This is a genomic window from Segatella copri (genome assembly GCF_009495355.1).
GTDB lineage: Bacteria > Bacteroidota > Bacteroidia > Bacteroidales > Bacteroidaceae > Prevotella.
The window spans coordinates 1-17,033 of sequence record NZ_VZAD01000091.1 but is presented as its reverse complement, the minus strand read 5'-3'; the positions used below and the strand labels follow the sequence as shown (position 1 = coordinate 17,033).

General features: G+C 50.2%; 16 protein-coding genes and 1 tRNA gene. 8 read left to right on the top strand and 9 right to left on the bottom strand.

Going from position 1 to position 17,033, the window contains the following annotated elements:
* Positions 1 to 18: 18 nt before the first annotated feature.
* Together F7D20_RS11750 and F7D20_RS11745 are read right to left on the bottom strand one after the other, a co-directional pair.
* On the bottom strand, positions 19 to 1,041 hold the full coding sequence (locus F7D20_RS11750; RefSeq protein ID WP_158464201.1) for an electron transfer flavoprotein subunit alpha/FixB family protein: 1,023 nt from the start codon (positions 1,039 to 1,041) through the stop codon (positions 19 to 21).
* A gap of 14 nt (positions 1,042 to 1,055) precedes the next feature.
* Positions 1,056 to 1,925: an electron transfer flavoprotein subunit beta/FixA family protein gene (locus F7D20_RS11745; protein ID WP_158464200.1), complete on the bottom strand. Its 870-nt coding sequence runs from the start codon at positions 1,923 to 1,925 to the stop codon at positions 1,056 to 1,058.
* Positions 1,926 to 2,294: 369 nt separating this feature from the next.
* On the opposite strand from F7D20_RS11745, the gene F7D20_RS11740 reads away from it, so the two are divergent.
* A complete protein-coding gene (locus F7D20_RS11740) occupies positions 2,295 to 3,341 on the top strand; it encodes a porin (protein ID WP_158464199.1) in 1,047 nt (348 codons plus the stop codon).
* Between the two features lie 223 nt (positions 3,342 to 3,564).
* Positions 3,565 to 4,275 carry an HAD family hydrolase gene (locus F7D20_RS11735; protein ID WP_158464198.1) on the top strand — a complete coding sequence of 237 codons (711 nt, stop codon included), beginning with the start codon at positions 3,565 to 3,567 and terminating at the stop codon, positions 4,273 to 4,275.
* Positions 4,276 to 4,281: 6 nt separating this feature from the next.
* Here F7D20_RS11735 and F7D20_RS11730 read toward each other — a convergent pair whose 3' ends face one another.
* Complete coding sequence (locus F7D20_RS11730; protein ID WP_158464197.1) at positions 4,282 to 5,040, bottom strand: SDR family oxidoreductase; 759 nt, start codon at positions 5,038 to 5,040, stop codon at positions 4,282 to 4,284.
* Between the two features lie 31 nt (positions 5,041 to 5,071).
* Entirely contained in the window at positions 5,072 to 5,587 is a 516-nt protein-coding gene (locus F7D20_RS11725; protein ID WP_158464196.1) for a histidine phosphatase family protein, read from the bottom strand.
* Between the two features lie 177 nt (positions 5,588 to 5,764).
* Between F7D20_RS11725 and F7D20_RS11720 the strand changes: the two genes are divergently transcribed.
* From F7D20_RS11720 to cls, 3 genes are all read left to right on the top strand, one after another.
* Positions 5,765 to 6,598: a lipocalin family protein gene (locus tag F7D20_RS11720; protein ID WP_228114185.1), complete on the top strand. Its 834-nt coding sequence runs from the start codon at positions 5,765 to 5,767 to the stop codon at positions 6,596 to 6,598.
* Between the two features lies 1 nt (position 6,599).
* The gene (dnaG, locus tag F7D20_RS11715) at positions 6,600 to 8,558 is read left to right on the top strand and encodes a DNA primase (protein ID WP_158464195.1); all 1,959 of its coding nucleotides are present in this window, start codon (positions 6,600 to 6,602) and stop codon (positions 8,556 to 8,558) included.
* Positions 8,559 to 8,634: 76 nt separating this feature from the next.
* The gene (gene cls / locus F7D20_RS11710) at positions 8,635 to 10,059 is read left to right on the top strand and encodes a cardiolipin synthase (RefSeq protein ID WP_158464194.1); all 1,425 of its coding nucleotides are present in this window, start codon (positions 8,635 to 8,637) and stop codon (positions 10,057 to 10,059) included.
* Between the two features lie 4 nt (positions 10,060 to 10,063).
* On the opposite strand, the gene F7D20_RS11705 is transcribed toward cls, so the two are convergent.
* The 3 genes from F7D20_RS11705 to F7D20_RS11695 form a co-directional block, all read right to left on the bottom strand.
* Positions 10,064 to 10,594, bottom strand: coding sequence for an RsmD family RNA methyltransferase (locus F7D20_RS11705; RefSeq protein ID WP_158464193.1), 531 nt, complete (start codon positions 10,592 to 10,594; stop codon positions 10,064 to 10,066).
* 67 nt (positions 10,595 to 10,661) lie between these two features.
* Positions 10,662 to 11,477 carry a DUF3822 family protein gene (locus F7D20_RS11700; RefSeq protein WP_022253156.1) on the bottom strand — a complete coding sequence of 272 codons (816 nt, stop codon included), beginning with the start codon at positions 11,475 to 11,477 and terminating at the stop codon, positions 10,662 to 10,664.
* Positions 11,461 to 11,940, bottom strand: coding sequence for a hypothetical protein (locus tag F7D20_RS11695; RefSeq protein WP_158464192.1), 480 nt, complete (start codon positions 11,938 to 11,940; stop codon positions 11,461 to 11,463). Before F7D20_RS11695 ends, F7D20_RS11700 begins: the two co-directional genes overlap by 17 nt.
* A gap of 55 nt (positions 11,941 to 11,995) precedes the next feature.
* On the opposite strand from F7D20_RS11695, the gene F7D20_RS11690 reads away from it, so the two are divergent.
* From F7D20_RS11690 to F7D20_RS11680, 3 genes are all read left to right on the top strand, one after another.
* Entirely contained in the window at positions 11,996 to 13,462 is a 1,467-nt protein-coding gene (locus F7D20_RS11690) for an ATP-dependent DNA helicase (protein ID WP_158464191.1), read from the top strand.
* Positions 13,463 to 13,583: 121 nt separating this feature from the next.
* On the top strand, positions 13,584 to 14,696 hold the full coding sequence (gene gmd, locus F7D20_RS11685; protein WP_158464190.1) for a GDP-mannose 4,6-dehydratase: 1,113 nt from the start codon (positions 13,584 to 13,586) through the stop codon (positions 14,694 to 14,696).
* A gap of 443 nt (positions 14,697 to 15,139) precedes the next feature.
* Positions 15,140 to 16,348, top strand: coding sequence for a GDP-L-fucose synthase family protein (locus tag F7D20_RS11680; protein ID WP_158464189.1), 1,209 nt, complete (start codon positions 15,140 to 15,142; stop codon positions 16,346 to 16,348).
* Between the two features lie 137 nt (positions 16,349 to 16,485).
* On the opposite strand, the gene F7D20_RS11675 is transcribed toward F7D20_RS11680, so the two are convergent.
* Together F7D20_RS11675 and F7D20_RS11670 are read right to left on the bottom strand one after the other, a co-directional pair.
* Positions 16,486 to 16,567: transfer RNA gene (locus F7D20_RS11675), tRNA-Tyr, on the bottom strand.
* 34 nt (positions 16,568 to 16,601) lie between these two features.
* Positions 16,602 to 16,742, bottom strand: coding sequence for a hypothetical protein (locus F7D20_RS11670; RefSeq protein ID WP_158464188.1), 141 nt, complete (start codon positions 16,740 to 16,742; stop codon positions 16,602 to 16,604).
* Positions 16,743 to 17,033: the final 291 nt, after the last annotated feature.

Sequence of the window (17,033 nt, the reverse complement as noted above, 5' to 3'; positions counted from 1 at the left end):
AATGGTGCTACTTGCAGCTTACTTTGAATTCTGCTTGTAGTACTTGATGAGCTTGGGGACGACGTCTTCGACATTGCCGTTGATGACGTAGTCGGCAATCTTGTTGATGGGGGCATCAGGATCGTTGTTTACGGAGATGATGATGCCGGAATCCTGCATACCGGCGATGTGCTGGATCTGACCGGAGATGCCGCAGGCGATATAAACCTTAGGATGAACGGTGACACCGGTCTGACCAATCTGACGGTCGTGGTCTACCCAACCTGCATCAACAGCTGCACGGGAAGCACCTACCTCGCCATGGAGGAGATGAGCCAACTCGAAGAGCTGGTCGAAACCTTCCTTGCTTCCTACACCATAACCGCCGGCTACAACGATGGCAGAACCCTTCAGGTTGTGCTTGGCTGCCTCTACATGGTGGTCGAGTACCTTTACGACGAAGTCCTCGGCAGGTACATACTTGCTTACCTCTGGGTAAACAACTTCCTTCTTGCACTCACCCTCGTAGATGCTCTTCTGCATCACACCTGAGCGTACGGTCGCCATCTGTGGACGATGCTCTGGGTTGACGATGGTTGCCACGATGTTGCCACCGAAGGCTGGACGAATCTGATAGAGCAAACCGTCGTAGTGCTTGCCGCTCTTCTTGTCGTCATATTCGCCAATCTCGAGCTCGGTACAGTCGGCTGTCAAACCGCTGGTCAGAGAAGAAGAGACACGAGGACCGAGGTCGCGACCGATAACGGTGGCACCCATCAGGGCTATCTGTGGATTCTCCTCCTTGAAGAGGTTGACGAGGATGTCGGTATGAGGAGCTGAGGTGTATGGGAACAATCCCTCGGCATCGAAAACAAATAACTTATCTACACCATAGGGCAGGATCTGGTCTTCCACCTTTCCCTTGATGCCTGTGCCAGCCACAATGGCATGGAGCTCCACGCCCTGCTGGTTGGCGAGCTTACGACCCTTGGTAAGCAATTCTTGAGATACTTCGGCTACGGTTGTGCCTTCTACCTCGCAATATACAAATACGTTGTTCATAAATTTTTGCAAAATTATCCGATAATACTTTCGTTCAACAATTCCTTCATCAAGTTGTCGATGTCCTCATCGCTGCTTGTCAAGGTCTTGCTCTCCTTAGCCTGGAACACGATGTTCTTTACTGCCTTCACCTTGGTAGGTGAACCGCTCAGACCACATTGTGAAGGATCGCCGTCAACATCGGCTACGCTCCACTGGTTGAGAGTGAGGTAAGGACGCTCCTCATAGAGGTTGGTCCAAGGCTCATCTCCCTTGCTCTCCATAGGGCAAGATGCGTATTTGTATTTCATTACGAGCTTCACGTTGCATGGGCGACATGGAGCTGCACTGCCGTTTACGGTTATCACGAGTGGCAATGGGGCCTCTACGGTCTCGACACCTCCATCGATGAGGCGACGGACTGTTGCCTTGCCGTCTTCCACCTTCAGAATCTCCTCGGCATAGGTGACCTGGTTCAAGCCCAACTTCTGAGCTACCTGTGGACCTACCTGTGCGGTATCACCATCGATAGCCTGGCGGCCACCGATCACGATGTCGACATCGCCTATCTTCTTGATGGCGGTGGCAAGGGCATAGGATGTGGCCAATGTGTCGGCACCGGCGAAGAGACGGTCGGTAAGCAGCCAACCTGTATCTGCACCACGGTAAAGACCCTGGCGAATTACCTCACCGGCACGTGGAGGACCCATTGTAAGAATACCAACTGTGGAACCTGGATTCTGCTCTTTCAATCGAAGAGCCTGCTCCAATGCGTTCAAATCTTCAGGATTGAAGATGGCGGGAAGGGCTGCGCGGTTGACTGTGCCTTCGGCTGTCATCGCATCCTTACCCACATTTCTTGTGTCTGGTACTTGCTTGGCAAGTACTACAATTTTTAAACTCATATTAATAAAATGGTTATTGTTATTATTTCTAAGTTTGTTAGTGTTTCGTAAGGAACACAGCCGCAAAAGTAGCATTTTTTTGTGTATTACACAAATAAATCGGCATTTTTTTGGAAAAGAAGGGGGTTAGAGGGAAGTTAAGAGGAGTTAGCACGCCTTGAAGGGGCATCGCCCTGGGTTGTTGCGGGCGTTAGCCTACGCCCTGTAAGGGCAAAAGCTTTAAGTTTTGTTACAACGATATTACAGTCTGTGGGTTGTGAGCCTATTTCATGATTGTCATTGTTTTGTAACGTCAGTGTCGTATGAAAGTAACTTTTTTTATATAACTTTGCAGCCGAGAAAAATCAGCAAATAAAATAATATAATATAATGAATAAGAAAACAACCACCATGCTGTTGCTGCTCTCGCTGCTTGCGATGACAGCCCAAGCACAGAAGTATGACAATGGCGAAGAAGATAAAGTGGACAGAATGCCTAAAATTCACGGCACCATTCGCTCGAAGTATGAATACCAAACCGAAGAGGGAGAGGGACGCTTCGAGGTTCGTACAGCCCGTGTCAGTGTGTCGGGAAATGTGACCAAGGAGGTGAGCTACAAGGCAGAGATTGACCTCTGCGATGAGGGAAAGATCAAGATGCTTGATGCCTACACACGCATCAAGCCCTGGAGCACCCTGCAGTTTACCATCGGTCAGGAGCGAGTGCCCTTCACCATTGATGCTCACCGTTCGCCCCATCAGCAGTATTTTGCCAACCGCTCGTTTATCGCCAAGCAGGTGGGCAATGTGCGTGACGTGGGTGCCGAGGTGGGTTATACATGGAATGTCGGTTTCCCCATCGTGGTGAATGCCGGTGTGTTCAACGGCTCAGGTCTTACCAATCAGAAGGACTACTGGACCAAGGGCGTCAACTATTCTGCCAAGGCACAGTTTCTCTTCCCCAATGTCAACCTGGTGCTGAGTACTCAGAAGATCAAGCCTTCTGACGTGACTGTGAATATGTATGATGCAGGTGTTACCTTCCACTATGGTGGTTTCATCGCCGAGGTGGAGTATCTCTACAAGCATTATTCTCATAACGTCTTCCACGATGTGCATGCCTTCGATGGTTTTGCCTGCTATGACATCCCTGTTCGCACACGACTGATCAAGAAGGTTTCGCCTTTGGTGCGTTATGATTTCATGAGCGATCACAGCGACGGCTCCCGTTACAATGCGACAGACGATGATCTGGGTGAGTTGATCATCAACGACTATAAGCGCCATCGTGTTACCGGTGGTGTTACGTTGAGTCTGTCGAAGCCATTTATCTCCGATATCCGCATCAACTATGAGAAGTATTTCTATCGTGAGGGCGGTATTGCCAAACCTTCTGAGAAAGACAAGATAGTAGTTGAGTTTATGACTCGTTTTTAGTAAATATGTGTTTTTCTGGTTAGTACGAAAATGTGCGTGTGCTTGTCCGTTGATGGTTGAGCACACGTTTTTTTATTCGGGTAAGTGATGCTTTTTGAAAGGAAATATTTGGGAGATAGAAAAGAATGTAGTACTTTTGTTGAGGGAAAGGATAGGGAATTATTTTGTGGGAGTTGATGGAGGTAAGGAAGGTAATACTTCTGTATCAAGTAAAAAAACGAAAATGAAAGAAAACAACAAGATAGCGGGGTCTGTCAAGGCCATAGCCTTTGATGCCGACGATACGTTGTGGGCATTGCAGAACTATTTTGAAGACGTAGAGGACGAATACTGTGACTTGCTTTCAGACTATGGAAGCAAGGAGGAGATATCTGCTTCGCTCTTCGAGACAGAGAGCGGTAATATGGAAGACCTGGGATATGGTGTGAAAGCCTTTACCATCTCGTTAGTGGAGAATGCCGTGAAGGTGAGTCAGGGCGAGGTGTCTGCCAAGCTGATAGGGCGAATCGTGGAGCTGGGAAAGACCTTGCTGAGGCTCGATGCCCGTCCTTTGGAGGGCGTGGAGGAGACGCTGGCAAGGCTCAGACAGGCGCGTCAATACAAGCTTGCGGTATTCACCAAGGGTGAGTTGCAAGACCAGGAGAACAAACTGTGGCGTTCGGGATTGCAACGTTACTTTGACGTGGTGAGCATCGTGAGCGACAAGACGCCCGAGGCTTATCGAAGACTCTGCCGTGAGTTGGAGGTAAAGCCCGAAGAGTTGGTTATGGTGGGCAACAGTTTCAAGAGCGACATTGTGCCTGCGTTGAAGATAGGTGCCTCGGCTGTTCATATACCTTTCCATACAACATGGGCGCATGAAAAAACGGAGGAGTTCGCTCACGAACGCCTCCGTCGTATTTCCCGTTTCGAGGAAATCATGGATATCTTGTAAGAAGGTTTAGTCTCGGTGAATCACGGTGCCACTGGCCTGATGGGTGGCGAGAACCAGCACCTCGGCTATTTGAACATGCTCGGGAGCGCAGGCGGCATAGAATGCCACGTCGGCAATGTCATCGCCAGTCAATGGCTCTATGCCACGGTAAACATTGTCGGCACGCTGGGTGTCGCCATGGAAACGGATGTTGGAGAAATTGGTCTCCACCAGTCCCGGCTTGATATTGGTAACGCGAACGCGGGTATGAGCCACGTCGATGCGCAGACCATCGGTGATGGCTTTTACTGCACTCTTGGTGGCACAGTACACATTTCCGCCCGCATAGGCAGCATCGCCAGCCACACTTCCGATGTTGATGACATGACCACGATTGCGTTCCACCATGCCGGGAACGATGAGTCGGGTCATGGTGAGCAGACCTTTAATGTTGGTATCTATCATCTGGTCCCAGTCGTCGAAGTCGCCTTCGTACTCTGGTTCCAGGCCTCGTGCCAGTCCTGCATTATTGATCAGGACATCGATGTTGCGCCATGTCTCAGGAATATAGTCAACAGCCTTGCGAGCCGCTTCTCTGTTGCGCACGTCGAAAGCCAGTGCCAGCACTTGGACACCTTCCTCTTCGAGTTCCTGTTTCAGAATTTCCAATTTGCCTGTGTTGCGGCCTGTGATGATGAGGTTGTAGCCTCCTTGTGCGAATCTTCGGGCGCATCCTTCGCCAATACCGCTTGTGGCGCCTGTGATAAGAGCTATTTTTCTTGCCATGATTATTATGTTTTTGGTTTAATGTTTTTAATTACAATATCAGGATTCTCACTTCGGCATTGCCCATTTTCTCAATCTCGTTCATCGGCCGGCGGAAGTAAACACTCTGCAGGGCTTTGTTGATGATGCCATGACCAACGGCAAGAATGGTCTTGCCGGGATAGGTGACGCGAAGCCAGGTGATGAAGTTTTGAGCCCTCGACTTCATGCTTTCTATCGACTCGATATCGTCGGGCCAGTCTTTGGGGTCTTGGGGCAGGGAAGGGATAAACTTGCCAGTGAAACTTCCCCAGTCGCGTTCGCGCAGCAGAGGTGTGGTAATCACTTCGGCATGATGGGGATGGGCTATGATCTCGCAAGTCTGAATGCTGCGCTTCAGGTCGCTCGATACGAATACGTCGATGGGATGGTCGGCCATGCGGGCTGCCACTTCTTCAGCCTGGGCAATACCTTTGTCATTGAGTTCGCCTGGTGTCTGTCCCTGCATGATGCGGGCTGCATTGTCGACAGTCTCGCCGTGACGAACCAAGTATAATGTTGTTGTCATGTAGATATCTATAGTTTTTGCTTACAAAAGTACTAAAAAAAATAGATTTACCTATCTATTAAACTGTTTTTTCCTTCGTTTTTCCGAAAAAAGTAGTAACTTTGCATCATTATATAGATAAATAAGGTAGTGATTGTAGTCGATAAGTCGAAAGCATTACCAAAAATAACAGTCAGAATGATGCATAGATACAAAACTTTCATACTCCTCGTCTTTGCCGTTGTCCTGCTTGCCGCCTGCAAGAAAGGACCACGTCCTAATATCAACCTGCCCATCAGTACGTCGAAGCCTGCCAAGGGCGACCATGCCATCTACGGACTTGCCTGCATGGGATGTACCGACAGTGTGGTGATGCTCTTGCCCAACAGCGGCGGAGACCCTGTGCGCTACAATATATTGGAGGCTACCCGACAGCATCAGGTGTTTGGCGATATAGAGATAGGCGACTGGATATGTGTGTTGTCGGTAGAGGGAGAGAAGAACCGTGCCAGAATGGTGGTGGATCTCGACAAGCTGAAGGCTACATGGACCTATCAGGTGATGCCCCATCTGCGTGACCTGAGTCATCTGTCACGCCGTCAGCAGGCACGCATCCTTGCCAATATGCCCGACAGCATCGTGGAAAACTATATGGTGCCACGCGAATATGGTTTCACACTCAAGCGGATGGGCGAGGCCCGATCGGTGGGCTTTGTCATGCAGAACAGTTCGGTGGAGGACGACAGTCCGGTGGAATATCCCGAAGTGCCACAGTATACAGAGTGGCATGCCTACAATGGCAAGCTGCTGCTTGTGAGGGGACGTTTCGAGATGCAGGGAGTCGTCTTCAACGAGAAGACTTCCATAGATACCCTCTCATTCGTCTATATGAAGAAAGACTCGCTGGTGCTCAGCGACTCGCAAGGCAAGACATACACTTATCACCGCAAGGCCAATGCCCATGAAGTGAATGCCGCAGCACGTGCCGCAGCACAGAAGCAGGCCAACAGAATGAAACAGGAACTGAAATAAAATGATAGACAAACCGACCATAGCCCGAATCATGGACGCCACCAACATCGTTGACGTGGTGTCGGAGTTCGTGTCGCTCAAAAAACGCGGCGTGAACTATATCGGTTTGTGCCCTTTCCATAATGATTCGCATCCTTCCTTCTCTGTCTCGCCCGCACGCGGCATCTGCCATTGTTTCACCTGTGGAAAGGGAGGCAACGCCATCAACTTCCTGATGGAGCTGGAGCAGATGACCTATCCCGATGCGCTGCGCTGGTTGGCCAACAAATATCACATCGAGATCAAGGAGCGGGAACTGACAAGCGAGGAGAAGGAGAAGGAGAGCGAGCGGGAGTCGATGTTCATTGTCAACGAATGGGCATCGCAATACTTCGAGGACATCCTGCAGAACGATGTGGACGGACGAGCCATCGGTATGCAGTACTTTCGCAGCCGTGGATTCCGTGATGACATCATCCGAAAGTTCAGGCTGGGGTTTGATCCCAACAGCAGGACGGCCTTGTATGACGAGGCTATCAAGAAAGGCTATAACCCCAAGTATCTGGTGGCAACGGGCCTCTGCTTCAAGGTGGACAAGGACGAGGCCTCCAACAAGAGCGGAGAAGACAAGTATCTCGACCGATTCTCAGGACGAGCCATCTTCCCCTGGTTCAGCGTGAGCGGCAAGGTGGTGGCTTTCGGAGGTCGTGTGCTCGACAGCCGTACGAAAGGAGTCAACCAGAAGTATGTCAACTCGCCCGACAGCGATATCTATCATAAAGAACGGGAGCTCTACGGACTCTATCAGGCCAAGAAAGCCATTGCCAAGGAAAACTGTGTGTACATGGTGGAGGGCTACACCGACGTCATCTCCATGCACCAATGCGGTATAGAGAATGTGGTGGCCAACTCGGGAACGGCACTCAGTGTGCACCAGATAAGGCTCCTGCACCGTTTCACCAACAATATCGTGTTGCTCTATGATGGCGATGCGGCAGGTGTGCATGCTGCCCTGAGAGGTACCGACATGCTTTTGGAGGAAGAGATGAACGTGAAGGTGCTCCTGCTGCCCGACGGCAATGACCCCGACAGTTTTGCACGCAGTCATACGGCGAGCGATTTCAGAAAGTATATCGAGGAAAACCAGACAGACTTCATACAATTCAAGACCCATCTGATGCTCAAGGGCGTTACCGACCCTGTGAAGCGAAGCGAGGCCATCAACTCGATCGTGGAGAGCATCTCGAAGATAAAGAACCAGATAACGCGTGCCTCCTACATCACCGACTGCTCGCACCGACTGGGCGTGAGCGAGGCCATCATCGTGAATGCGCTCAACAACTTTGTGCGCAACGGTCTCAGCGAACAGGTGAAGGAAGAAAGACGGGCGGCAGGTCTGCGCGACCAGGTGGTGCAGCAGGCGGCGCAGACGGGACAGCAGATGGGAGGAACGACTCCCGAGGCCAAACTGCGCGAGGTGGAAGACCTCATCATACAGATCGTGATTCATCATGGCGAGGAACTCATCACCGTGAAAGACTCTGAGCAGCAGGATGTGGAGTTGCCCGTGGCACAATACATCATGCTCGATATGCAGGGCGATGGTTTCGAGTTTCACAACCCTATATATAATAAGGTGTTGCACGAGGCCGTGGAACATATAGGTGACGAGGACTTCAAGGCAGAAACCTACTTTGCCAATCATCCCGACCCTGCCGTGAGCCGACTGGCGGGCATGATGACGGGCGAACAGGAGGTGTCGACGGCCAGTCTGCAACTCAAGTTGAACCCTGAAAAGCTCAGGCAGATGGTGTTTAAGGACATGCTGAGTTTCCGTACTCATTACATCGCCCAGCGATTGATAGAGGTGAGACAGCAGTTTGTGCAGAATCCCAACAACATGGAACTGATAGCAGAGTTCACCAAGTTGAAGCAGATGAATAGTCTGCTGGCGGCGCAAGCCAACTTCATCTTCAACTAAGCGGAGAGCGAAAAGGTGAAGGTGTAACCAACGGAGCATAGCGAAAGGGCAACACTCAGCATTCAAGATAGAAGATATGATATATTTCCACTGGATATATTTGTTAGTGTATGCGCTGCTTACCATCCCCACCGTCGTGGCGGTACTGATGGACAATAAACAGCCAGCGAAGACCATAGCCTGGATTATGGTGCTGCTCTTTATGCCCTTTCTCGGCATCGTGCTCTATGTGTTCTTCGGGCAGGACATCCGTAAGCAGCGACTCATCAGCAACCGTTCCATGGACCAGCTCACTAAGCGCTCGATGCTGGAGTTTGCTGAGCAGGAGAACCTGCATCTGCCTGCCGACAGCCAGCCCCTGATGCGCCTCTTTGCCAACCAGAACTGGGCGCTCCCTTTCAAAGACAATCAGGTGGAGATTTATACCGATGGCTATGGTTTCGTGTTCAGTCTGCTGCAAGCCATCGGCAGGGCGGAGAAGCACATCCATATAGATACCTATATCATAGAGGACGATCCCTTGGGAAATCTGATAGCCGATGCTTTGACAGACAAGGCCAGACAGGGTGTGGAGGTACGTCTGATATATGATGATGTGGGCTGTTGGCGCGTCAGCGATTCCTTCTTTGAGCGTATGCGCGATGCCGGAATAGATGTTCATGCCTTTATGCCGGTACGGTTTCCTGCCTTTACCAGCAAGGTGAACTATCGCAACCACCGCAAGTTGTGTGTGGTAGACGGCAAGGTGGGATTCATAGGAGGTATGAACTTGGCCCTTCGCTATGTGAAGGGAAGAGGCGGAAGAGTCTGGCGCGACACGCATCTGCGCATAGAGGGAGGTGGCGTTTATGCCATACAGAGAGCATTCTTAGTAGACTGGTATTTCGTAGACCGCACGCTGATTACCGACCGTCGTTACTATCCTCCTGTCGATGCGGCTATCCGCAACAACTGTCTGGTGCAGGTGGTGACCAGCAGTCCTATCAGTCCGTGGCCCGACATCATGCAGGGCTATGTGCGCATCCTGTTGCAGGCGCAGCACTATGTATATCTCGAAACCCCTTATTTTCTTCCTACCGAACCCGTGCTCTTTGCCATGCGAACGGCGGCTTTGGCTGGCGTGGACGTCAGACTCATGGTGCCACGTCACAGCGATGCACGGCTGGTGGAGTGGGCTTCGCGGTCATACATGATGGAAGCCATAGAGGCAGGAGTGAAAGTGTATTTGTATGAGGCGGGATTCAACCACAGCAAGCTGTTGGTGAGCGACGACAAGATATGCTCGTGTGGAAGTACGAATGTCGACTTCCGCAGTTTTGAGAACAACTTTGAGGCCAATGCCTTCTTCTTCGACACAGACATGGCCTTGCGAATCAAGAACATTTTTCTGGAAGATGAGGCGCACTGTCAGTTGACAGACGATGTGACTTATTACATCAAGCGTCCCTTCCTGAAGCGCCTCTTCGAGTCGACAGTAAGGCTCTTGTCACCACTGCTTTAGATGATTATCTGAAGATAGAGAAGTTGACACTGCCATAGCTTCTGTGCTCTAAGAAGCGGGGATGGTCGGAGAAGTCGTAGTTCTTGCCATGTTCGAAGACGAAGATGCCTCCCTCGTTGAGCAGGTCGCCTTCGAGGATGAGCCGGGGTATCTCGGGCAGTTCCTTGAGTGCATAAGGAGGGTCGGCAAAGATGAAGTCGAACTTCTGATGACAGCTCTTCAGGAAGCGGAACACATCGCCACGGATGAGCAGGTCGCTCTCATCGCCCAACTTCTTGAAGCACTGGCGTATGAAGTTGGCATGGTCTCTGTCGGCCTCGACGCTTACCACATGGCTGCATCCTCGTGAAACCAGTTCGAGCGAAATGCTGCCTGTGCCTGCGAAGAGGTCGAGGGCGACAGCATCCTCAAAGTCGATGTATCCTTGCAGTACATTGAAGATATTCTCTTTGGCAAAATCGGTGGTAGGACGTGCCTTGAAGGTACGTGGAATATCAAAATGTCTTCCTTTATATTGTCCTGTTATGATGCGCATTCTTTTGTTGAGTGTGATGTTGGTTGTGATGTATTGTGTTGAGTGAGGCACCCGCAAGGGTGGCTTCCTACTTGCTGAGGTAGAGCGCCTGCAGATCGAAAGGTATGTTCTTGATTTCGGTAAGCGGTGCCCGGTTGAATTCGGCAGCAGGGTTGAGAAGGTAAGTCTTCTGAATGTAGAGCTTGGTGTTGTGGATGAACCAGTCCTTGTCCGGCACATCGCCCACAACGTGCAGCTCGTCTTTCTTCTGGTCCATGCCGAGCAGTTTCCATACATATAGGATGAAGTAGATGGCGTCCTTGGCATGTGTGGTGGCATAGGAGTTGAAGAACTTGAAGCGGTTCTTGTCGAAGCAGAAGATGTCGAGTTTGCCGTCGTGGAAATAGGCGAACAGCTTCTTCTGTATGCCCACGAAGCTGCGCTGGTGCAGATGGTTCCATACGGGTTGCAGCACAGGAGTGAAGCGCACGTCGGCAAAGTTGTCCTCCATCACCGTTCTCAAGTCTTTGTTGAGAGGGAAGAGCGCCACGGCGTTGAGCTGAGGCTGTACTCTGTGCATGATGATGTCGCTCTCGTGCTCCTCGAAGCTGTACTGATAGAAAGTATCTTTCTGTTTCTCGTCGAACTCGTCGACAGGGACGAGCAAGACAGGGGTGTCGATGAAGAGGCGTGCCTTTCTGTAACCACGCAACAGCAGTTCGCTTTCCTTGAAAGCCTGTCTTAGGTTGGCTGCCATTGATACGCCACTCTTCATGGCATAGGGCTCGTATGTCACTTGGCGTTCGCCTTCTGCTACCGAGAAGCTGAGGCTGTTCTTGCCGGCACGGATGGTGAGCCGTGTCTGCAGAAGTTTCGTTGTGTTGTTGTTACCAGTTGCCTGCATTGTCGTTGTTTGTTGTGATGTCTCCAATTTTTAGTCCTGGAAACCTTCCTTCCATGTTGGCATTGTCGGTTTCCTGCTGTATGGCATCTTCGTTGAGGCCATCCAAGTATTCCTCGTAGGTGGCTCCACATTCCATGAGCGGTATCTGTTTGCCGTTCTTGGTCACGATGGTGGTTGCCGAGAGCGAGAATCTCTTGTTGTCAGAGAAGGGAATGTACTGCATTTCCCTGTCGAGCCATTTCCCCTTGATAAGCGTGGCGAAGTCGCCGGTGTAGGTTCCGTGCCGCCTCTTGTAGTTCTCCTCGGCAGTTCTTATCTTCATGAGCCTTTGCTTGACGGTCGTCTCCCTTTGTTCCTTTTCCTTCTGGAAGTGGATGGGTTGCCATACACTCAGCAGGCAGAGCGTCAAAACCACGAGCACACAGGCTGCCAGGATAGAATTGTTGCTTATTTTCTTTCTCATTTCAAAAAGTATTGTTACTTTTGCATGGTGCAAAGATACAATTTTTTTTTGAGTTATGGTCATCGAATCCCTAAAATATAAGATATTGCAACAGTTTGGCTTTGCTCCTACGCAGGAGCAAGGGCAGGCACTCGATACTTTTGTCAGTTTTCTGACCGACCGCGACCCTCAGGCAGTGATGATATTGCGAGGCAGTGCCGGTACGGGAAAGACCTCGCTTTCGGGAGCCATCGTTCGTACCCTGCTGCAGATACGCCAGAAGGTGATGCTCCTTGCCCCTACGGGCAGGGCTGCCAAGGTGTTCTCGCTGGGCAGCGGGGCTCCTGCCTATACCATCCATCGCCGCATCTACAGAGAGAAGGCTTTTGCCGGTGTTGACGGGCAGTTCAGTCTGAACGACAATCTTTACACCGACACGCTCTTCATGGTGGACGAGGCTTCGATGATAGCCAATATGGGGCTGGGAGGAACAACTTTCGGCAGTGGCTGTCTGCTCGACGACCTGGTGAAGTTTGTGTATCAGGGACATAATGACCGCCTGTTGCTCATAGGCGACAAGGCACAGTTGCCCCCTGTGGGCGAGGAGGAGTCGCCTGCCCTCAGCGCATCGGTGATGGAGGGATACGGTCTGAAGGTTTACGAGTGCGACCTCAATGAGGTGTTGCGACAGAGTCAGTCGTCGGGCATCCTCTATAATGCCACCCTCATCAGACAGATGATAACCCATGATGCTGTGACAGGACTTCCGCTGATACGCTTCAAGGGCTTTGCCGATATCGTGATGATGCCGGGAGCAGAGCTGGTGGAGAGTCTTGGCGACAGTTATCATCATGTGGGGATGGACGAGACGATGGTCATCACCCGAAGCAACAAGCGCGCCAATATATATAATAATGGTATCAGGAACATGGTGCTCGACCGTGAGGAGGAACTCTCGTCGGGCGATATGCTCATGATCGTGAAGAACAACTACTTCTGGACGGAGAAGGAGAAGAAGGAGAGCGGGGAGGGAAGTGCCGGCGCTGTTCCTGCCTTTCTTGCCAATGGCGACAGGGCTAAGGTGTTGAGGGTGAGCAACTATATCGAGCTGTATGGGTTCCGCTTTGCCACATTGCTGTTGCAGTTGCCCGACTATGATGATTACGAGATGCAGGTGACGGGTATGCTCGACACCTTGCAGAGCGAGGCGCCGGCCCTTACCCACGAGCAGCAGGAGGAGCTCTTCAGGCAAGTGGAGGAAGACTATCAGCACTTTGTGCCATTGAAGGCCGACCGCATGAAGTCTATTCGCCAGGATGCTTATTTCAATGCCCTGCAAATCAAGTACGCCTATGCCGTGACCTGCCATAAGGCACAGGGCGGACAATGGGCGCATGTATATGTGGACCAGGGATATATGACCGACGATATGCTTACTCCCGACTATATTCACTGGCTCTATACAGCCTTCACGCGTGCCACAGACAAGCTGTTTCTGGTCAACTGGCCCAAGGAGCAAACCTGCGAACCAACAGACCTGTAGGCGAATAAAGTAGATTTTCGGGCTCAAAAACTTGATTATTTGCATAAAAAGTCGTACTTTTGCAGCATTATAGATATGTACTGTGTTTTTTTAAAAACCGAAACTTAAATAAAAGAAATAAATGGAACAGAAGAAAGTAGCCCTTATCACGGGTATCACAGGCCAGGACGGTTCTTACCTGGCAGAGTTGTTGTTGGAGAAAGGTTATGATGTTCATGGCACGATCCGCCGTTCGTCAGTCGACTATCGTGAGCGTATCGCCCACTTGGAAGGCAAGCCCAACTTCCATCTTCACTATGCCGATCTCGGCGACTCTATGAGTATCATCCAGGTGATGAACAAGGTGAAACCTACCGAGGTTTACAACCTGGCTGCTCAGAGCCACGTACAGGTAAGCTTCGACTCTCCTGAGTTTACTGCCGATGTAGATGCCACAGGTGTGCTTCGCATCCTTGAGGCCATCCGCCAGTGCGGACTGACAGATACCTGCCGTATGTATCAGGCTTCCACTTCCGAGCTCTATGGCAAGGTGGAGGAGGTTCCTCAGAACGAGAATACTCCATTCCATCCTTATTCGCCATATGCTGTTGCCAAGCAGTATGGTTTCTGGATTGTGAAGGAGTATCGTGAGGCTTACAATATGTTCTGCTGTTCGGGTATCCTCTTCAATCATGAGAGTGAGCGCCGTGGCGAGACTTTCGTGACACGTAAGATCACTCTTGCCGCAGCCCGCATCAAGCAGGGTAAGCAGGAGAAACTCTATCTGGGCAACCTGGATTCATTGCGCGACTGGGGTTATGCCAAGGACTATGTGGAGTGTATGTGGCTCATCCTCCAGGCAGAGAAGCCTGAGGACTTCGTCATTGCCACCGGCAAGCAGCACTCTGTTCGTGAGTTCGCCCAGTTGGCTTTCCATTATGTAGGTATCGAGCTGAAGTGGGAAGGCAAGGAAGAGAACGAGAAGGGTATCTGCGTGGAAGGTCCTGAGGAGTTGATCGGCAAGACTCTCGTCGAGGTGTCTCCCGATTTCTACCGTCCTACCGATGTTGTCAATCTCTGGGGCGATCCTACCAAGGCAAAGGCCAAGCTCAACTGGAATCCCAACACCACTTCTTTCGAAGACCTTGTCAAGATCATGGTAGAGAGCGATATGGCCAAGGTTGCTGCTGAGGATGCCGGCCAGAAGGTTCGTTGCAACCTGGCTGAGTACTTGGAGAAGGGTATCGTGAAATAATCAAGAGTTTTATTTTTCAAGAATTAGAGAATTACAGAGTTCTATTTGGTATCTCTTTTTGAAGATAAATAACTGAACTTTCGCAAGTGGTTTAAGTACGGGCTGAAGGCCCAAAAGCTCCTAGCCCAGGGCATCGCCCTGGGTATAATAGCAATCAGCAATGCGCCCTGTAAGGGCAACAGCTTTATATATTGCCTGGAGTTTTAAAGCTTTTGCCCTTACAGGGCGACAGGTTTGCGCCCAAAATAACCCAGGGCGCTGCCCTGGGCTAAGAGCTTCTGCCCCTTCAGGGCGTGTGGGGCACAAAACTTGCGAAACTTCAATAAATAAGAATTTTCTTTGTTAATGCAGGTTTAAATATGGATATTTGTATATCTCTAATTCCTGTAATTCTTGACTAAATAAAAAATAGAGATAAGAAAATTCTTGATAAAAATAGAAATATGTCATTAAGCAAAGATTCTAAGATTTATATTGCAGGACACCACGGACTGGTGGGTTCTGCAATCTGGAACAACCTCGAGAAGAGAGGTTATCACAATCTTGTAGGCCGTTCGCACAAGGAACTCGACCTGACAGACCAGTATGCCGTACAGAAGTTCTTCGATGAGGAGAAGCCCGATGCAGTGGTCTTGGCAGCAGCCTTCGTGGGAGGTATCATGGCCAACTCGCTCTATCGTGCCGACTTCATCATGCAGAACATGAAGATGCAGTGCAATGTGATCAGCAATGCCTATTCGCACGGCGTGAAGAAGCTGCTCTTCCTGGGTTCTACCTGCATCTATCCTAAGGATGCACCACAGCCCATGAAGGAAGACGTGCTCCTCACCTCTCCACTCGAGTATACCAACGAGGAATATGCCATTGCCAAGATAGCAGGTCTGAAGATGTGCGAGAGCTACAACCTGCAGTATGGCACCAACTATATCGCCGTGATGCCTACCAACCTCTATGGTCCCAATGACAACTTCCACTTGGAGAACAGTCATGTGATGCCAGCCATGATGCGCAAGATATATCTTGCCAAGCTCATCCACGACGGCGACTGGCACAGTATCGAGGTGGATATGAACAAGCGCCCCATTAACCCTACCGACAAGCTCCGTGCCCTCATAGGCGAGGGAAACGTGGACGGCAACAACTCGCATGAGCGAATACTCAAGGCTCTGGAGTTCTATGGCATCTACGACAACAAGGTGGTGCTCTGGGGAACAGGAACACCTCTGCGTGAGTTCTTGTGGAGCGAGGATATGGCTGATGCCAGCGTGCACGTGCTGCTCAATGTAGACTTCAGTGATATTATCGGAATAGAGAAGTATTCTTCGGTATTCTATGGTGCCAAGGTGGATGGAGCTGTAGACCGCAACAACTCTGAGGGACGTGGTGGAGCCATTCCTTCTTTGGGTGAGATACGTAATTGCCATATCAATGTGGGCACAGGCAAGGAACTTACCATCCGCGAGTTGTCCGAGCTGGTGGTCAAGGCCGTAGGATTCGAGGGAACCATAGAGTTTGATGCCAGCAAGCCTGATGGAACTCCCCGTAAGCTCATTGATGTAGAGAAGCTGCACTCCCTGGGTTGGACCCACAAGGTGGAGATAGAAGACGGTGTGGAGAAACTCTACAAATGGTATCGTGACAGTTTGAAGTAAACCGATAGCCCCCGTATCTTTTCTGAACGGGGGCTGTTTGTTTAATGTTGGTTTGGTATAAGTGACGTATAAACAAAAAAAATCCAGATTTCGTAGGAAATCCGGACTCTTTTATCACGAGTTATGTTGGGAAAAAGTGGGTGGTGATGGATTCGAACCACCGAAGGCATAGCCAGCAGATTTACAGTCTGCCCCATTTGGCCACTCTGGTAACCACCCTTGCTTTTCAAAAGCGATTGCAAAGGTACTGCTTTTATTTTGTTCCACCAAATATTTTGGCATTTATTTTTATATTTCCCTTTGTTTTTCTTCTGTTTGGTAGTTTTTTCTTGTCTATAGGTGGGTTTTGTAGGCCTTTTCTCTCAAAAAGCGTTTTTTTTTGATGAGCAACCATTTCGGGTGTGCTTTTGTATTTTTTTGTAGAAACGATTCTTTTAGGCTTCGGTTCGTATAAATGCAGAAAAAGTAGTATCTTTGTGCCGACATTTCGGACATAGTAACAAGGAATAAAGTAATAAAGTAACTGAAGTTTCGCATGTGGTTCAAGTACGGGCTGAAGGCCCAAAAGCTCTTAGCCCAGGGCATCGCCCTGGGTATAATGGCAATCAGCAAGGCGCCCTGTAAGGTAGAGTGTTCAAAATTCGAATCAAAAATCCGGTATAAAAAATGGTGTTATTTCGGTGCA

What these genes read in the sequence shown, in the direction of transcription:
- F7D20_RS11730 (WP_158464197.1), bottom strand. Translation starts at nt 5,040, where the DNA reads ATGGCAAGAAAAATAGCTCTTATCACAGGCGCCACAAGCGGTATTGGC.
- gmd (WP_158464190.1), top strand. Translation starts at nt 13,584, where the DNA reads ATGGAACAGAAGAAAGTAGCCCTTATCACGGGTATCACAGGCCAGGAC.
- F7D20_RS11720 (WP_228114185.1), top strand. Translation starts at nt 5,765, where the DNA reads ATGATGCATAGATACAAAACTTTCATACTCCTCGTCTTTGCCGTTGTC.
- F7D20_RS11735 (WP_158464198.1), top strand. Translation starts at nt 3,565, where the DNA reads ATGAAAGAAAACAACAAGATAGCGGGGTCTGTCAAGGCCATAGCCTTT.
- F7D20_RS11750 (WP_158464201.1), bottom strand. Translation starts at nt 1,041, where the DNA reads ATGAACAACGTATTTGTATATTGCGAGGTAGAAGGCACAACCGTAGCC.
- F7D20_RS11740 (WP_158464199.1), top strand. Translation starts at nt 2,295, where the DNA reads ATGAATAAGAAAACAACCACCATGCTGTTGCTGCTCTCGCTGCTTGCG.
- F7D20_RS11700 (WP_022253156.1), bottom strand. Translation starts at nt 11,477, where the DNA reads ATGCAGGCAACTGGTAACAACAACACAACGAAACTTCTGCAGACACGG.
- F7D20_RS11705 (WP_158464193.1), bottom strand. Translation starts at nt 10,594, where the DNA reads ATGCGCATCATAACAGGACAATATAAAGGAAGACATTTTGATATTCCA.
- dnaG (WP_158464195.1), top strand. Translation starts at nt 6,600, where the DNA reads ATGATAGACAAACCGACCATAGCCCGAATCATGGACGCCACCAACATC.
- F7D20_RS11670 (WP_158464188.1), bottom strand. Translation starts at nt 16,742, where the DNA reads ATGGTTGCTCATCAAAAAAAAACGCTTTTTGAGAGAAAAGGCCTACAA.
- F7D20_RS11695 (WP_158464192.1), bottom strand. Translation starts at nt 11,940, where the DNA reads ATGAGAAAGAAAATAAGCAACAATTCTATCCTGGCAGCCTGTGTGCTC.
- cls (WP_158464194.1), top strand. Translation starts at nt 8,635, where the DNA reads ATGATATATTTCCACTGGATATATTTGTTAGTGTATGCGCTGCTTACC.
- F7D20_RS11725 (WP_158464196.1), bottom strand. Translation starts at nt 5,587, where the DNA reads ATGACAACAACATTATACTTGGTTCGTCACGGCGAGACTGTCGACAAT.
- F7D20_RS11680 (WP_158464189.1), top strand. Translation starts at nt 15,140, where the DNA reads ATGTCATTAAGCAAAGATTCTAAGATTTATATTGCAGGACACCACGGA.
- F7D20_RS11690 (WP_158464191.1), top strand. Translation starts at nt 11,996, where the DNA reads ATGGTCATCGAATCCCTAAAATATAAGATATTGCAACAGTTTGGCTTT.
- F7D20_RS11745 (WP_158464200.1), bottom strand. Translation starts at nt 1,925, where the DNA reads ATGAGTTTAAAAATTGTAGTACTTGCCAAGCAAGTACCAGACACAAGA.